This is a genomic window from Nitrospirillum amazonense, assembly GCF_007828045.1.
GTDB classification, from domain to species: domain Bacteria; phylum Pseudomonadota; class Alphaproteobacteria; order Azospirillales; family Azospirillaceae; genus Nitrospirillum; species Nitrospirillum amazonense_C.
In genome coordinates this window covers 24879-40493 of the sequence record NZ_VITN01000007.1, presented here as the reverse complement: position 1 = coordinate 40493, position 15615 = coordinate 24879, and the positions used below count along the sequence as shown (strand labels likewise).

At 69.8% G+C, this 15615-nt stretch carries 11 protein-coding genes; 4 read left to right on the top strand and 7 right to left on the bottom strand.

The annotated features are described in order from the left end of the window. Nucleotides 1-93: 93 nt before the first annotated feature. A complete protein-coding gene (locus tag FBZ89_RS13205; RefSeq protein ID WP_145750438.1) occupies nucleotides 94-657 on the top strand; it encodes a TetR/AcrR family transcriptional regulator in 564 nt (187 codons plus the stop codon). 7 nt (nucleotides 658-664) lie between these two features. Here the strand turns inward: FBZ89_RS13205 and FBZ89_RS13200 are convergent, their stop codons facing one another. From FBZ89_RS13200 to FBZ89_RS13190, 3 genes are all read right to left on the bottom strand, one after another. Then, nucleotides 665-2191 carry a carboxylesterase/lipase family protein gene (locus FBZ89_RS13200; protein ID WP_145750437.1) on the bottom strand — a complete coding sequence of 509 codons (1527 nt, stop codon included), beginning with the start codon at nucleotides 2189-2191 and terminating at the stop codon, nucleotides 665-667. Between the two features lie 99 nt (nucleotides 2192-2290). Beyond that, nucleotides 2291-3511 (bottom strand): ROK family transcriptional regulator, encoded by a 1221-nt coding sequence (locus FBZ89_RS13195; protein ID WP_145750436.1) that lies wholly within the window; start codon nucleotides 3509-3511, stop codon nucleotides 2291-2293. Nucleotides 3512-3647: 136 nt separating this feature from the next. After that, complete coding sequence (locus FBZ89_RS13190; protein WP_145750435.1) at nucleotides 3648-4715, bottom strand: zinc-binding metallopeptidase family protein; 1068 nt, start codon at nucleotides 4713-4715, stop codon at nucleotides 3648-3650. A 141-nt stretch (nucleotides 4716-4856) separates the two neighbouring features. On the opposite strand from FBZ89_RS13190, the gene ku (FBZ89_RS13185) reads away from it, so the two are divergent. The 3 genes from ku (FBZ89_RS13185) (at nucleotide 4857) to FBZ89_RS13175 (ending at nucleotide 9026) form a co-directional block, all read left to right on the top strand. Further along, nucleotides 4857-5756: a non-homologous end joining protein Ku gene (gene ku, locus FBZ89_RS13185; protein WP_145750434.1), complete on the top strand. Its 900-nt coding sequence runs from the start codon at nucleotides 4857-4859 to the stop codon at nucleotides 5754-5756. A gap of 3 nt (nucleotides 5757-5759) precedes the next feature. Beyond that, entirely contained in the window at nucleotides 5760-8318 is a 2559-nt protein-coding gene (gene ligD / locus FBZ89_RS13180) for a DNA ligase D (protein ID WP_145750433.1), read from the top strand. Between the two features lie 78 nt (nucleotides 8319-8396). Further along, complete coding sequence (locus FBZ89_RS13175; RefSeq protein WP_145750432.1) at nucleotides 8397-9026, top strand: glutathione S-transferase family protein; 630 nt, start codon at nucleotides 8397-8399, stop codon at nucleotides 9024-9026. A 10-nt stretch (nucleotides 9027-9036) separates the two neighbouring features. Here FBZ89_RS13175 and ku (FBZ89_RS13170) read toward each other — a convergent pair whose 3' ends face one another. The 4 genes from ku (FBZ89_RS13170) to FBZ89_RS13155 are packed head-to-tail and all read right to left on the bottom strand — an operon-like array spanning nucleotide 9037 to nucleotide 15578. Beyond that, nucleotides 9037-9849 carry a non-homologous end joining protein Ku gene (gene ku / locus FBZ89_RS13170; RefSeq protein ID WP_145750431.1) on the bottom strand — a complete coding sequence of 271 codons (813 nt, stop codon included), beginning with the start codon at nucleotides 9847-9849 and terminating at the stop codon, nucleotides 9037-9039. Between the two features lie 58 nt (nucleotides 9850-9907). After that, entirely contained in the window at nucleotides 9908-13141 is a 3234-nt protein-coding gene (locus tag FBZ89_RS13165; protein WP_145750430.1) for an efflux RND transporter permease subunit, read from the bottom strand. Between the two features lie 11 nt (nucleotides 13142-13152). Further along, nucleotides 13153-14325: an efflux RND transporter periplasmic adaptor subunit gene (locus FBZ89_RS13160; RefSeq protein WP_145750429.1), complete on the bottom strand. Its 1173-nt coding sequence runs from the start codon at nucleotides 14323-14325 to the stop codon at nucleotides 13153-13155. Further along, nucleotides 14322-15578 carry a TolC family protein gene (locus FBZ89_RS13155; RefSeq protein WP_145750428.1) on the bottom strand — a complete coding sequence of 419 codons (1257 nt, stop codon included), beginning with the start codon at nucleotides 15576-15578 and terminating at the stop codon, nucleotides 14322-14324. The genes FBZ89_RS13160 and FBZ89_RS13155 overlap by 4 nt, the downstream gene beginning before the upstream one ends. Nucleotides 15579-15615: the final 37 nt, after the last annotated feature.

The window sequence follows — 15615 nt, the reverse complement described above, 5'->3', positions numbered from 1 at the left end:
AGGCAAACGCATAAAGCTTTCCTTTTTGGGCGTCAAGGCCTATCTAACAGTCGTTAGGTTTGCTCCTAGGGGCCGAAGGCCAGGGATGAGGACATGAGCACGAACTCCAAGGAAGCGATTCTGGCGGCCGCCCGGCAGATCGCGCAGGCGCACGGCTATGGCGGGTTGAATTACCGCGATTTGGCGGCGGCGGTGGGTATCAAGGCCGCCAGCATCTATCACCACTTCCCCAGCAAGGCCGATTTGGCCGCCGCGGTGGCCAAGCGCTATTGGGAGGATACGGCGGCGGAGTTGGAGGCCATGGCGGCCCAGGCGCCGAACGCCGCCGCCGCCCTGCGGCGGTATCCGCAGGCTTTCCGCCGCGCGCTGGAAAACGACAACCGCCTGTGCCTGTGCAGCTTCATGTCCGCCGAAGTCGATGACCTGCCGGACATCGTGAGGGCGGAGGTGCGGGCCTTCGCCGACGTCAACGTCGCCTGGCTGGCCAAGGGGCTGGCGGCTGCCGGCATCGTGGCGCCGGACAAGGCGGAGGCGCGGGCGCGCGCCATCTTCGCCGCCATCTCCGGCGCGCAGCTGATGGCGCGCAGCCGCGCGGACATTTCGCTGTACGACACCTTGGTCGACAGCTACCGCGCGGCGGGCCTGCTGCCGGCGTGATCCGCGCCTACGGTGTGGGCGGGCGCAGGCCGCACAGGGGGCCGCGCAGGGTTGCCATTGCTTGCGGCCCGGCATCGGTGAAGGCCAGGTAAGCGCCCGTGGCGTCGTGGGCGGGCCAGTGGGCCAGGCCTTGGCCGTTGGGATCGCCGTTGCGGGCGAAGTTGACCCAATAGCGTTGCAGGGTGGGCGTGTCGTCGCCAGGAGCGCCGGCTGGCCGCCCGTCGAAGACGAAGGGCAGGTCGCTGCCGTGGGTGACAGGCCCTTGCGCCGGGCTGCGGTCAAAATGATACACCCAGGTGGGATGCCCGCCGGCGGCGTGCACGGCCGCGACATGCAGGGTGGGGCAGCGGAAGGTCAGGTCATCGGCCAGCTGCGTCGCCACGTCGCCCAGGCGCGGGTCCGGGGCGGGCAGGGTGGTGCCCGTGATGCCGTAGAAGGCCAGCGCCTTCGCCGCGTGGGCGCCAAAGGCCTGGCGGATGGCGGGCACCACGGCATCCGCCCCGCCATAGAGCGTCAGCTCGCGGGCGTTGCTGCCGATCATCAGCGGCACCGGCGCGGCGCCGGCCAGCAGGTCCTCCGGCGCCTGGGGCAGCACCCAGCCGTCAATGACGGCCTGCAGCCAGATGAAGCTGTCGTCGGCGATGGTAGTGGGCTTCAGCTTGTCCGTGGCTGTCAGGATGTCCGCGCCGGGCAAGGCGCGCAGCTGCGCCAGGCTTTTCACCCCCGCCTTGTCCAGCAGCTGGCCGCCCAGGGCCTCATTCTCGGCCAGGGTGCGGGCCGGAACGCCGAAGCCGGCGGTCCCGCTTTGCTCGATCGCCTTGGCGAACAGGCCGCGGGCATTGGGCGCCAGCATCAGCTGACCCACGTCCTGGCCGCCGGCGGACTCGCCGAAGATCGTGATGTTGCCTGGATCGCCGCCGAACATGCCGATGTTCTGGCGGATCCAGGCCAGGGCCGCCATCTGGTCCATCAGGCCATAATTGCCCGAGGCGTGGTGCGGCGACTCCGCCGTCAGCTCCGGCAGGGACAGGAAGCCGAAGGTGCCCAGCCGGTACTGGATGGCCACCAACACAACACCCCCATTCGGGCCGACAGGACTGGCCAGGCTGGACATCACCGTGCCATCCGCCGCGCCCGCGCGGTTCGCGCCGCCATGGATCCAGACCATGACGGGCAATGCCGCGCGCGGTAACAGCGCCGGGGTGCGGATGTCCAGGTACAGGCAGTCCTCCTGGCTGCGGGCCGCCAAGGCGTCGTTCCAGCCATAGCCGCGTTGCAGGCAGGGCGGCGAGGGATGGGTGGCATCGCGTGTTTGCTGCACCCAACCGACGGGCTGTGGTGGCTGCCAGCGCAGCGGACCCACGGGCGGCTGAGCGAAAGGGATGCCCTGGAACACGGCGCCGCCTTTGCCATCGCCCGTGCCGAGCAGGGCGCCGATGCTGGTGTTGACTTCCACCGTGGCGGCACACGCTGGCGCCGCGCCGCCCAGCAAGAGGGTCAGCGCCAAAAGCGTCTGGATCATCCGTTGGATCATGGGGCCGCCCTCCCCAGGCGCTGTGGTTGCGGCCCAATTAAAGGAATTCGTTTTAGTTAATCAAGCACGGCCTTCTGTCCGACAGGACAGAGGGCGGCGTCAATTGTCCGCCGTCTTCATCAGGGCGGCGCGGCTGGGCAGCAGGCGGTCGGTGAAGGGCAGCATGCCGGCGCCCACGGCCGGCGCGTCGGCGGCCATGGCGGCGCGCAGCACGGGCGCTACCTGGGGGATGTCCCGCAACGCGCCCAGGCGATGGTTCAGGGCGGCGGCCAGCTTATCCACCAGCGGGGCGGGCAGGCGGCCGCCCAGGAAGATGGCCTCGGGATTGACCAGGCAGTTGATGGCCACCAGCGGGTCGGTCATCAGGTCGGCCGCCAGCTCTATCCACTCCTCCACCACCGCCTCGGCCGGGGTGCCGGCCAACCGGCACAGCTGTCCGGGCTCATCCACAGTGTAGCCGGTGGCGGCCAGGCGATCGTACAGGGCGGACAGGGACACGGCCTCTTGCAGGGTGCGGGCGGTGGTGCGGTCCGACCGCACCGGCAGGAAGCCGATCTCACCGCTGCGGCCCCGCGCGCCGCGGAACTGGCTGCCGTCCACGACGATGCCGCCGCCCAGGCCACCGCTGATCAGGATGTAGAAGAAGCTGCGATGGCGCAGGCCGTGGCCGAACTGAAGCTCCCCCAGCGCGGCGGCGGTGGCGTCGTTTTCCACGAACACGGGCAGGGGCAGCACATCGGCGAACAGGCGGGCCACGTCCACGTCGCGCCAGGCGGCGTAGGCCTGCGGCCAGCGCGCCAGGCTCACGCGGCCGATGTCGTCGGGCATGGCGACACCGATGCCGATGAAGCGCGACAGGGGCAGGCCGGTGGCCGCCAGGATGGCGGAGATTTCCGTCCGGAAGAACTGGGCCACCACCTCCGGCGGGGCCAGGTCGATCTCCCGCGAGGCGCGCGCCCGCACCGTGCCCAGCAGGTCCAGCACCACCAGGGTGATGTGGTCGCGGTCGATGGTGACGCCGATGGAAAAGCATCCGTCCGGATTCATCTCCAGCAGGATGGCGGGCTGTCCCCGGCCGCCGTGCTGGCGCCCGGCCTCCACGATCAGCCCCTCGGCCAGCAGCCGCTTGGTGATGTTGGCGATGGCCGGCAGCGTCAGGCCCGTCAGCTCCACCAGTTCGGCGCGGGTGATCTGGCCGCTGACGCGGATGGCCTGCAGGGTGACGCGCTGGTTATGGTCGCTGGCCCGCTCCAGGTTGGTGCCCGACAGGCTGGCGGCAATGGCGTGAAGGGCGTCAACGTGACTGTGGCCGTCGAGCATGGCCTGTCGCCTGTCCTGGTGATGACATCGCTGTCGGATTACACCCCAGTCTGGCCTGAGACAATCGGCAAGTCACAAGAAAAGTCACATCTGTCCAGGCAAGACAGATGCGGTGCCGGAACGATGCGGGAAATCCTCAGGCCGCCGCCCTGGCCGTCCGGTCGGCGCCCACCAGGTCGTGGATGAAACCCAGCTTGGCGATGACGGCCGGGGTCAGGATGAAGGGATAGAAATCCACCTGCCCCATGCTGCGGTTGATGTTGTTGACGGCGAAGGCGATGGGCAGCCAAGCCTCCACCATGTCGGCGATGGTGCCGTGGCGATAGGGGTTGAAGTCGACCTTGGCGGACAGGTCGCCGGTGCGGTCCACGGCGGGGCGTACCCGCACGCCGAAGGCGTGGGCCGTTTCCAGCGTGTCGATAATGTGAAGATAGTGCGCCCAGGTCTCGGCGAAATCCTCCCACGGGTGGCTGGTGGCATAGGCGCTGATGAAATTCTGCTGCCAGTCGGCCGGGGCGCCTTGGTCGTAGTGGCGTTGCAGGGCGGCGCCGTAATCCTGCCGGTCGTCGCCGAACAGCGCGCGGCAAGCGTCTAGCCTATTCTCGTCGCGCACCAGCCGGTCCCAATAGTAATGGCCGATCTCATGCCGGAAATGCCCCAGCAGGGTGCGGTAGGGCTCATGCAGCTGGGTGCGGCGCGTCTCGCGCTCCGCATCGTCTGCCTCCTTCAAGGCCAATGTAATCAGGCCGTTGTCATGTCCTGTCATGACGGCGCCGTCCGGCAGGTCATCCAAGAAGTCAAAGGCCAGCCCCCCCTCCGGGTCGTCCGCCCGGTTGGCGAGGGGCAGGCCCAGCTTGATCAGGGTATAGAACAGGCGATGCTTGGCCAGCTCGATCTTGCGCCATTGGGCCAAGGCCGTGGGACAGGACACATCGGGGATGGTGCGGTTGTGGCGGCAGGCGGCGCACAGGGGCTCCTCCGACCCCGCCGGCAGCAGCCAGTTGCAGGCGTCCAGCTCCGCGTTGGCGCAAAACTTGTAGAGCTGCTCAGGCGCGCCCAGGGCGCGCCAGGCGTCCCCCTCCGCCTCGACTGCATGCATTTTGTCGTCATCGGGCAGGTAGCCCAGGCGGTGGCCGCAGCGCTCGCAGACGCGGTTTTCGAAATACAGCATCTGGCCGCAAGATTGGCAGTTGAACAGCTTCACGCTCGGATCTCCCCCGCTGGTGGCGCGCGTTAAACCGTACCCCGTGGTCCGTGGTTCCGCCCAGGCTTCCGGAACCCGCGCGCCGCCGTCGGCGTTGAATTGCGGCTCTAATGTGGAATGCGAATATGGAAGGCGGCGGCCATGGCACCCAGGGCGAACTGGAAGGGGTTCCTGAAGATTGGCGAGGTCAGCTGCCCGGTGGCGCTCTACACCGCCGCCTCCGCATCTGAACGCATCGCCTTCCACACCGTCAACCGCGCCACGGGCCACCGCGTGCATCGGCAGTTCGTGGACAGCGACACGGGCAAGCCGGTGGACCGCGAGGACCAGGTGAAGGGGTATGAGGTCGCCCGTGGCGACTATGTGGTGCTGGAGTCGGACGAGGTGGCCGCCGTCGTGCCGGAAAGCGACAAGACCCTGTCCGTCCTGGCCTTTATCCCCTGCGCCGACATCGATGACGTCTATTTCGACAAACCCTATTACCTGGCGCCCAGCGACCGGCACGCGGACGAGGCCTTCGCGCTGATCCGCGAGGGCATGCGCGCCAAAAAGGTGGCGGCGCTGGCGCAGACGGTGCTGTTCCGCCGGGTGCGCACCGTGCTGGTCCGCGCCCACGGCGCCGGCCTGATCGCCACCACCCTGAACTTCGATTATGAGGTGCGATCCGCCGCCCAGGCTTTCGATGAGATCGCCGAGATCAAGATCGAGGGCGAGATGCTGGACCTGGCCAAGCACATTATCGAGACCAAGAAGGGTGTCTTCAATCCGGCGGACTTCGACGACCGGTACGAGGCGGCGCTGGCCGACCTGGTGAAGGCCAAGCTGGAGGGCAAGGCGCCGCCGGCGCGGAAACGGGCGCCGCCGGCCAAGACCACCGACCTCATGGCGGCGTTGCGGGAAAGCGCGGGGCTGGGCGGCAAGCCGTCGGCCAAGAAGGCCGCATCCAACGCCAACCGCGCCAAACCCCCTTCCACCCGGCCCCATTCCGCCGGTACTGCGCCCAAGCCGAAGGCGGCCCTCGCCCGACAGAAGGCCAGCTGAGCCATGGCGCTGGAGACCTACCACAAGAAGCGCGATTTCACGGCCACGCCCGAGCCCCGGGGGCGCCAGGGCCGAAAGGCGGGCCACAGCTTCGTCATCCAGAAGCATGAGGCCACCCGCCTGCATTATGATTTTCGGCTGGAAATGGACGGCGTGCTGAAAAGCTGGGCCGTCACGCGCGGGCCCAGCCTGGTCCCCGGCGAAAAGCGCCTGGCCGTCCATGTCGAGGACCACCCGCTGGACTATGGCGACTTCGAGGGCACTATCCCCAAGGGCGAATACGGCGGCGGCACCGTCATCGTCTGGGACCGGGGCGAGTGGACGCCCATCGGCGATGCCCACAAGGGTTATGCCAAGGGACACCTCGATTTCGAGCTGCACGGGGAAAAGCTGGGCGGCCATTGGCACCTGGTCCGCATGCACAAGCGGCCCGGGGAAAAGCGCGAGAACTGGCTGCTGATCAAGGGCGAGGACGAGGCCGCGCGGGGCGAGGGCGACGCCGACATCCTGGAAGAGCGGCCGGAATCGGTGAAGACGGGCCGGGTCATCGCCGAGGTGGCGGGGGAGGAACCGGGCTGGTCCTCCAAAACGGGCAAGATCGAAAAGAAGGCCCGCGCGCCGGCCCGCGAGACTGTCGCCGAGACCGCCGCGGCGGCCGGGACGCCCAAGCTGAAAGGGGCCAAAGCCGGCCCGCTGCCGGACTTCGTGGAGCCCGCCCTGGCCACGCTGCAGGCCAAGCCCCCGGTGGGGGATCGCTGGGTGCATGAGATCAAGTTCGACGGCTACCGCCTGCAGGCGCGCGTCGAGGCGGGGCGGGTGAAGCTGCTGACCCGGGGCGGCCTGGACTGGACCAAAAAGTTCGGCAAGGCGGTACCGGAGGCACTGGTGGCGCTGCCGGTGGGCAAGGCGCTGATCGATGGCGAGCTGGTGGTGGAAAATGCGGCCGGCGCCTCCGACTTTTCCGCCTTGCAGGCCGACCTCAGCGAGGGCCGCAGCGACCGCTTCCTGTTCTACGCCTTCGACCTTCTCTATCTGGAGGCCCGCGATCTGCGCGGCGTGGGGCTGGAGCAGCGCAAGGCGGCCTTGAAGGACCTGTTGGCGGATGCCGGCGATCCCCTGCGATACAGCGAGCATTTCGATGAGTCCGGCGGCCTGGTGTTGAACCACGCCTGCCGCCTGAGCCTGGAGGGCATCGTCTCCAAGGTGCGCGATGCCGCCTACCGGCCGGGCCGGGGCAAGGGCTGGATCAAGTCCAAGTGCGGCAACCGCCAGGAATTCGTGGTGGCTGGCTATGTCCCGTCCACCACAGCGCGCCGCGCCATCGGCTCGCTGGTCATGGGGGTCTATGACGAGGGGAAGTTGCGCCACGTCGGTCGCGTTGGCACCGGCTATACCGTTTCGATGGCGGAAGAATTGTTCCGCCAGCTGGAGCGCATGCGGGTGCAAGAGAGCCCGTTCGACGACACGCTGACGGCGGAGGAGCGGCGCCTGGTGCGCTACGTTCGGCCCGAACTGGTGGCGGAGGTGGACTTCCGCACCTGGACGGGCGACGGTAACATCCGCCACGCCGCCTTCCGTGGCTTGCGGGAAGACAAGGACCCGAAAGACGTGGTGCGTGAACCAGCCGCCAAGGCGCCGGCCAGCACCGTCCGCGCGGCGGGCCGAACGGAGCCCAAGCCCCTGCTGAAGCTGAGCCATCCCGACCGCCTCTATTGGCCGGACGAGGGGGTGACCAAGGCCGGCCTGGCTGATTATTACACGGAGATATGGCGGTCCATCGCCCCCTTCATCGTCGGCCGGCCGCTGGCCCTGCTGCGTTGCCCCAACGGCATCGCCGGTGAGAAATTCTTCCAGAAGCATGCCTGGAAGGGGCTGAGCAAAGCCATCGTCCAGGTGCCCGACCCGGCGGAGCCGGCGGAAGGGCCGCTGATCGCGGTCAACGACCTGGACGGCCTGTTGGGCCTGGTGCAGGCGGCGGTGCTGGAAATCCACCCCTGGGGCTCGACCCTCAAGGACTGGGAACAGCCGGACACCATCACACTGGACCTGGACCCGGGGGAGGGCGTGGCATGGCAGGCGGTCATCGATGCCGCGCGCGAGGTCAAGGACAGGCTGGAGCAGGCGGGCCTGGCGGCCTTCGTCAAGACCACGGGCGGCAAGGGCCTGCATGTGGTGGCGCCATTGACGCCCAAGGCTGACTGGGCGGCCGTGAAGGCCTTCACCAAGGGCATCGCCGACGCCATGGCCGCCGACAGCCCGGACCGTTTCGTGGCCACCATCACCAAGGCCAAGCGCACCGGCAAGATCCTGGTCGACTATTTGCGCAACCAGCGGGGCGCCACGGCGGTCGCGGCGTATTCGACCCGCGCGCGGCCCGGGGCGGCCGTCTCCATGCCCCTGGCGTGGGAGGAATTGAGCCCGGCCATCGGCCCCGCCTATTTCACGGTCAGGACGGCGCCCACGCGGCTGGCTGCCCTCTCCGCCGACCCGTGGGCGGATTTCCGGGCGGCGGCCCGGCCCTTGCAGGGGGCGAAAAGGCCGGCGCGCAAGCGGGCCGGCTAGGGGCGGCGGGTCAAGGGGCTGGCGCTGCGCCTGGTTTCAGGCAGAATGCGCCCCCCACCCGCTAAAGAGGCTAATGCCATGCGCCTGATCGGAATGCCGGATTCACCCTATGTCCGCCGCGTGGGGATCTCGCTGGTGGCCATGGGGCTGCCCTTCGAGCATGAGCGCGTGTCCGTCTTCCGCCATTATGACACCTTCGCCGCCATCAATCCCGTGGTGAAGGCGCCGACCCTGGTGCTGGACGACGGTACGGTGCTGATGGACAGCACCTTGATCCTGGACGCGCTGGAACGCCTGGTGCCGGCGGACAGGCATCTCATGCCCGCCGACACCGCCGCCTTCATCCGGGCCCAGCGCCTTATCGGCCTGGCGCTGGTGGCATGCGAAAAAACGGTGCAGGTGGTCTATGAGCGGGAGCTGCGCCCCGAGGACAAGCAGCACCAACCGTGGCTGGAACGGGTGCGCGCCCAGGCCGTCACCGCCTTCGATCTGCTGGAGCGCGAGGTGGGGGACGGCACCGCCTGGATGGGCGGCGCCTGGATGGGCGGCGAGCGTCCCAACCAGGCCGACATCACCACCGCCGTCGCCTGGTATTTCGCCCAGAACATGGCCCCAGGCCTGATCGACCCGGCCAAGCATCCCGGCCTGGTCCGCCTGTCGGATCGTGCGGAGGCATTGCCCGAATTCCAGGCCGTGCCGTACGCCTGAGCGGGCGGGCCTACCGTCGCTTGGGCGCGCCCTTGCCCTCGGCGGCCAGGCTTTTCTTCAGCGCGTCCATGATGTTGATGACGTTGCTGGGGGTGTCGGCCTCCGGCGCCTTGGCCTTGGCGGGGCGCTTGCGTCCCTTTTTCTTGGCGGCGATCAGGTCCAGCAGGCGGTCCTGCACGGGGTCATTCACCAGCGAGGGGGCCCAGGGCCGCGTGCGTTCCTCGATCAGGGTCTTGACCAGGGACATCAGCTTGGGCTCGGGCTTCTCCTCGCGAATGCCGCCGAAGTAGGCGTCCGGGTCGCGCACCTCATCACCGTAGCGCAGGGTCCAGACGATGATGCCCTTGCCCTGCGGCTCCAGCATCACGGCCCGTTCCCGCCGGTACATCACCAGACGGGAGATGCCGACCTTGCCGGTGGCGGCCATGGCCTCACGGATGACGGAAAACGCCTCCTCCCCCACGGGGTCGCTGGGCGTCAGGTAGTGGGGGGTGTCGTACCAAATCCATTCGATGCTGTCGCGCGGCACGAACATCTCTATGTCGATGGTGCGGGTGCTTTCCAGCGCCACCGCGTCCAGTTCGTCATCCTCCAGGATCAGGTAATCGTCCTCGCCCCGGGGGTAGCCCTTGGCCTCATCGTCCTCGTCCACCGGGTCGCCGGTGATGGCGTCAACGTAGCGGCTGACCACCCGGTTGCCCGTTTCGCGGTTCAGGGTATGGAAGCGGACCTTCTCGTTCTCCGACGTGGCCGGCGTCATGGCCACCTGGCAGGTGACCAGGGACAGCTTGAGATAGCCCTTCCAAAACGAACGCGGCGCCATCCGGCGATCTCCTGTGGCGTAGACCCCAGGAAACCGCCGGACGGGACGCCCGGTTCCCTTACTCTGCCAGCGTCGGTACCGCCGTCCCCGCCCCCGCCTCACGGGGCACGGCGAAGCGGCGATAAAGGGCTGGCAGGACGACCAGGGTCAGCGCCGTGGCACTGATCAGGCCGCCAATGACGACGGTGGCCAGCGGCCGCTGCACCTCCGCCCCCGGGCCCGTGGCCAGGGCCATGGGCACGAAACCCAGCGAGGCCACCAGCGCCGTCATCAGCACCGGCCGCAGGCGGGTCAGCGCCCCGTCGCGGATGGCGGCCAGGGGATCGTCGCCGTTGGCGATGGCCTGACGAATGAAGGACACCATGACCAGGCCGTTCAGCACGGCAATGCCGGACAGGGCGATGAAGCCCACGGCGGCGGAGATGGAAAAAGGCATGCCGCGCAGCCACAGGGCCGCGATGCCGCCGGTCAGGGCCAGCGGCACGCCGCTGAACACCAGCGCGGCGTCCCGGGCCGAACCCAAGGCGCCGTAAAGCAGCAGAAAGATGGCGGCGAAGCAGGCCGGCACCACCACCGCCAGCCGATCGCGCGCTGCCGCCAGGTTCTCGAACTGCCCGCCCCACGTGACCCAGTAGCCGGACGGCAGGGATACCGAGGCCAGCCGGGCCTGCGCCTCGGCCACGAAGGACCCGATATCCCGGCCACGCACATTGGCCTGGATGACGATGCGCCGCTTGCCGTCCTCCCGCCCGATCTGGTTGGGTCCTTCCGCCAGGGTGAAGCTGGCGACGGTGCCCAGCGGCACGAAGCGGGGCCCCTCCTTGCCCCCTTCCTTGCCCTGATCGGGCAGGGGCACCGGCAGGGCGCGCAGGGTGTCCAGGTCATTACGCAAGGGGTCGGCCAGCCGTACGGTGACGTCGAAGCGGCGGTCGCCTTCGAACACCTGCCCGGCGGCCCGCCCGCCCACGGCCATGGCCACGACGTCCTGCACGTCCTGGGCGCTGAGGCCGAAGCGGGCGGCGGTCTGGCGATCGACGCGGATGTCCAGGGTGGGCAGGCCCGCCGCCTGGTCCACGCGCACGTCGGCCGCGCCGGCGATGCCCTGCAGCACGCCGGCGATGCGGTTGGCCGAGGCCTGCAGGGCCTCGAAGTCGTCGCCGTACAGCTTCACCGCCACGTCGCTGCGCACGCCGGAGATCAACTCGTTGAACCGCATCTGGATGGGCTGGGTGAACTCATAGGCGTTGCCGGGCAATTGGCCCAGCGCCGCCTCGACGCGGGCCACCAGGTCGGCCTTGGGCAAGGCCGGGTCGGGCCATTGCGCGCGCGGCTTCAGGATGATGAAGGTGTCGGAGGCGTTGGGCGGCATGGGGTCCGCCGCCATCTCCGCCGTGCCGGTCTTGGAGAAGACGAAGGCCACCTCCGGCATCGCGGCCACCGCCCGCTCCACCTCCGTCTGCATGGCGGTGGATTGGGTCAGCGAGGTGCTGGGGATGCGCACCGCCTGCACCGCGATGTCCTGCTCATCCAGCGTGGGGATGAATTCCTGCCCCATGCGGGTGAACAGGCCCATGCTGGCCAGGAATAGGCAGGCGGCGCCGAAGATCCAGGGCAGGGGCGCGGCCAACGCCCGTTCCAGGACAGGCGCGTACCAGCCCTTGGCCCGCGCCACCACACGGTTCTCCGTCTCATTGACGGGCCCGGTGACGACCAGGGCGATCAACGCCGGCACCAGGGTCAGGGACAGGATGAAGGCGGCCACGAGGGCGGTGATGACCGTCAGGGCCATGGGCTGGAACATCTTGCCCTCCACCCCGGTGAAGGTCAGCAGCGGCACATAGACCAGGATGATGATGGCCTGGCCGTAGACGGACGGGCGGATCATCTCCTTGGAGGCGGCCACCACCTCCGCCAGCCGTTCCGATGTCGCCAGGGGGCGGCCCAGGGCCTGCTGGCGGTGGCCCAGGCGGCGTAGGCAATTCTCCGCGATGATGACGGCGCCATCGACGATCAGGCCGAAGTCCAGGGCGCCCAGACTCATCAGGTTGGCGCTGATGCCGGCCTCCACCATGCCCGTGGCCGTCAGCAGCATGGTCACGGGGATGATGGCGGCGGTGATCAGGGCGGCGCGGATATTGCCCAGCAGGGCGAACAGCACCACGATCACCAGCAGGGCGCCCTCCGCCAGGTTCTTGCCCACGGTGTGGATGGTGGCGTCCACCAGCTTGGTGCGGTTCAGCACCACCTCCGCCTTGATGTCGGGGGGCAGGGTGCGGGCGACATCGGCCAGCTTGGCCGTCACGGCCGCGGCCGCCGTGCGGCTGTTACCCCCCACCCGCATCAGCGCGGTGCCCACCACCACTTCCCGCCCGTTCTCGCTGGCGCTGCCGCTGCGCAGTTCATGGCCCAGGGTCACGGCGGCCACGTCGCGCAGCAGGACAGGGGTCCCGTCACGGGTCGCGATGGGTACGGCGGCGATGTCCTCCGTATCGCGCAGGCGGCCGTCGGCCCGCACCACGTAGGCCTCCCCCCGCCGTTCCAGGTAGCCCGCGCCGGCGCTGGTGTTGTTGCGCTCCAGCGCCTGTGCGACGTCCGTCAGGGTCAGGCCGCGGGCGGCCAGCCGCTGCGGATCGGGCGCCACCTGGTACTGCTTCACGTACCCACCGATGGCGTCAACCCCGGCGATGCCGGGCACGCCCTTCACCTGCGGCCGGATGATCCAGTCCTGCACGGTGCGCAGGTAGGTCGCCCGTTGCGCCTCCGTGGTCAGCACCTCGCCCTCCGGCGTGCGATAGCCGCCGTCGGCCTGCCAGCCGGCGGCGCTCGGCTTGACCTTGGCGGGATCGAAGGGGACCAGGGACACGGTCCACATGGCGACCTCGCCCAGGCCGGTGGACAGCGCCCCCATGTGGGGTTCCGCCCCCTCGGGCAAAACGGCCTTGGCTTCGCCCAGGCGTTCCCCCACCTGCTGGCGGGCGAAGTAGATGTCCACATTCTCAGCGAACAGGGCGGTGACCTGGGAGAAGCCGTTGCGCGACAGCGAGCGTGTGCCCTCCAAGCCCGGGATGCCGGCCAGCGCCGTCTCGATGGGGAAGGTCACCTGCTTCTCGACCTCCACTGGCGACAGGGCCGGGGCGGTTGTGTTGATCTGCACCTGCTTGTTGGTGATGTCGGGCACGGCGTCGATGGGCAGGCGCAGGGCTGTCCAGCCGCCCACGGCCATCGCCAGCAGCGCCAGCGCCACCACCATCCAGCGGTGGCGCACGGACAGGGTGAGGATGCGTTCAAGCATTGTTGGTCTCCTCACTCGTCATGGCCGGCGTCGCCCTTGCCGGCCTCCGCCTTCAGGATGAAGGCATTGCCGGCGGCGACGGTGTCGCCGGGCTTAAGGCCGGCCAGCACTTCCACGCGGGTGCCATCGCCACGGCCCAGGGTGACCGGCCGCCGCTCGAAGCCGCCGGGCACGGGCACGAACACCTGGGTCCGGCTCTCCAGCGTCACCACCGCGTCCTCCGGCACCAGCACGGCGGCCTCCTGCGCGTCCGCCGCCAGCGTGCCGGTGGCGAAATCGCCGGGGCGCCAGGATCCGTCAGGGTTTTCCAGGGTCGCCACCACGGGGGCGGCGCCGGTGGCCGGATCCAGCACGGGACCGACATGGGTGATGCGGGCGGTGGCCGTGCGGCCGTCCGCGCCGCTGACACCCATCTCCTTGCCCACCGCCACGAAGGGCAGGTCGCGGGCATAGACGGGGAAGGTCAGGGACAGGCTGGCCAGGTCGGCCACGACATAGGCGTCGGCGTCGGCCGCCAGGCGGTCGCCCCGGGTGGCGCCCCGGGCGATGACGTGCCCGGCGATGGGGCTGCGCAATTCCAGCCGCTGCAGATTGCCGCCCTTGGCCTTGGCGCCGGTCTCGTCCAGTCCCAAGGCTTGCAGGCTGTGGCGGGCGCGGCCGGTGCGGATGCCGGCTTCCGCCGCCGCCGCCTTGGCCTGGAGGTAATCCCGCTCGGGCGAGATGCGCTGGCGCCACAGCGCCTCCTCCCGCGCCGCCGTGGTGCGGGCCAACTCCTCGCTTTCCCGGGCCGCCAGGTATTCGGCGCGGGCGTCCGCCACCTCCGTACTGTCGATCAGGGCCAGCACCTCGCCGGCCGCGACGGTGTCGCCCAGCTTCTTGCGTGCCTCCGCCACCACGCCGGCGATGCGGGGGGCGATATGGACGATGTGGTCCTGGTCGGCCGTCACCGTGGCGGTGACGCGCACCTGGCGGACCAGGCGGCCGGGGCCGGCGACGGCGGTGGTGATGCCGGCGGCCTTGGCCTGCTCCGCCGTCAGGCGCACCAGCCCCTCGTCGTGCGCCTCATGGGCGGTGGACTCTTCGCCCTTGGGCGCCTCGCCGGTGGCGATCCAGACAACCAGCCCGCCCAGGGCCAGCGCTCCGGCGCCCAGGCGCAACAGGGTCTGCTTGGAGATGGGGGTCATGGCTGGGCCTCCTCGGCGCCGGTCAGCCGGTCCAGGTCGGCGCGGCTCTGGTGATAGTCCTGATAGGCGGCCACCAGGGTCAGGCGGGTGGCCAGCAGGGTACGCTGGGCGTCCAGCACATCCAGGTAGGGAAATTTGCCCTGGCGGTAGCCTTCACGGGTCGCGGCGGCGGCCTGCTCCGCCCCGGGAACGACCTGTCCGGCCAGTGTCTCGGCCTCGGTCCGTGCCACCGCCACGCGGTCGCGCGCGATGGCCAGGGCGGTGTCCTGGTCGCGGGTGGCGCGGTCCAATTCCATCTCCGCCTCGGTGCTCTCCTGATAGGCGCGGTGGATGCCGCCCCGGTTGGTGTCGAAGGCTGGGATGGGTATGGTGACGCCCAGCACCAGGGCGGTGTCGCGCCCGTCGTTGAAGCGGCGCACGCCGGCGCCCACGGTCACATCGGGCACGGCCCGCGCCCGCTCCACGGCGATGGCGGCGCGGGTGCGGCCCACCTCCGCCCGCCAGCGGGCCACGTCGGGGGTGTTCCCGCCGGCAGCGACGGGCAGGGCGGCGCCCAAGTCGCGCAGGGCGGCCGGATCCAGCGGCGGCACCGGGCCGCCCACCAGCAGTTCCAGGCTGCGGCGGGCGGTGGTTTCGTCACGCGCGGCGCGGGTCGCCTCGATCTCCGCCTGGCGCAGATCGGTGGCGGCGCGGTCCTCCTGGATGGCGCTATCGTGGCCGGACCGCACCCGGGCCGCGACCGCGCGGGCGGTTTCCGCCGCCAGGCCGCGCTGTTCCTCGACGATGGCGCGGCGGGCGGTGGCGGCCAGCAAGGTGGCGTGGGCCACGCGCACGTCGCGCACCAGGTCCAGGCGCACGATGTCGGCGTCCAGGCGGGCGCGGCTTTCCGCCGCCGTCGCCACGGCCTGGCGGCTGCCGCGCTTGCCGCCCAGCTCCACCAATTGGTTCAGGCCCAGCGTCGTTTCCATGGCGCGGGTGCCGCTGTAGGGGCCGGATCCGGCCAGGTTCTCGGTTTGCAGCGAGACCTGCGGGTTGGGCAGCACGCCGGCCTGCATGACGTCGCCCTGGGCGGCGGCCGCGCGGGCCTGGGCCGCCTTTAAGCGCGGGTTGGTGGCCAGCGCCTGGGCGATCAGGTTGGCGAGGGTGGCGTCATGGACGGATGCGGTGGGGGTGGGCGGTGGCGGTTCGGCCACGGCCCAGGCGGGCCAGGCCACGGTCAAGGCCGCGGCCAGCCCGAGGATCGGGATGCGCATGAGGGCTCCGGACAAGCAGGATCGATCGGGCCGCCCC

Excerpts from the sequence above, each read along its gene's own strand:
- ku (WP_145750434.1), top strand. The coding sequence starts at position 4,857 with ATGGCACCCAGGGCGAACTGGAAGGGGTTCCTGAAGATTGGCGAGGTC.
- FBZ89_RS13165 (WP_145750430.1), bottom strand. The coding sequence starts at position 13,141 with ATGCTTGAACGCATCCTCACCCTGTCCGTGCGCCACCGCTGGATGGTG.
- FBZ89_RS13205 (WP_145750438.1), top strand. The coding sequence starts at position 94 with ATGAGCACGAACTCCAAGGAAGCGATTCTGGCGGCCGCCCGGCAGATC.
- FBZ89_RS13175 (WP_145750432.1), top strand. The coding sequence starts at position 8,397 with ATGCGCCTGATCGGAATGCCGGATTCACCCTATGTCCGCCGCGTGGGG.
- ku (WP_145750431.1), bottom strand. The coding sequence starts at position 9,849 with ATGGCGCCGCGTTCGTTTTGGAAGGGCTATCTCAAGCTGTCCCTGGTC.
- FBZ89_RS13155 (WP_145750428.1), bottom strand. The coding sequence starts at position 15,578 with ATGCGCATCCCGATCCTCGGGCTGGCCGCGGCCTTGACCGTGGCCTGG.
- FBZ89_RS13200 (WP_145750437.1), bottom strand. The coding sequence starts at position 2,191 with ATGATCCAACGGATGATCCAGACGCTTTTGGCGCTGACCCTCTTGCTG.
- ligD (WP_145750433.1), top strand. The coding sequence starts at position 5,760 with ATGGCGCTGGAGACCTACCACAAGAAGCGCGATTTCACGGCCACGCCC.
- FBZ89_RS13195 (WP_145750436.1), bottom strand. The coding sequence starts at position 3,511 with ATGCTCGACGGCCACAGTCACGTTGACGCCCTTCACGCCATTGCCGCC.
- FBZ89_RS13160 (WP_145750429.1), bottom strand. The coding sequence starts at position 14,325 with ATGACCCCCATCTCCAAGCAGACCCTGTTGCGCCTGGGCGCCGGAGCG.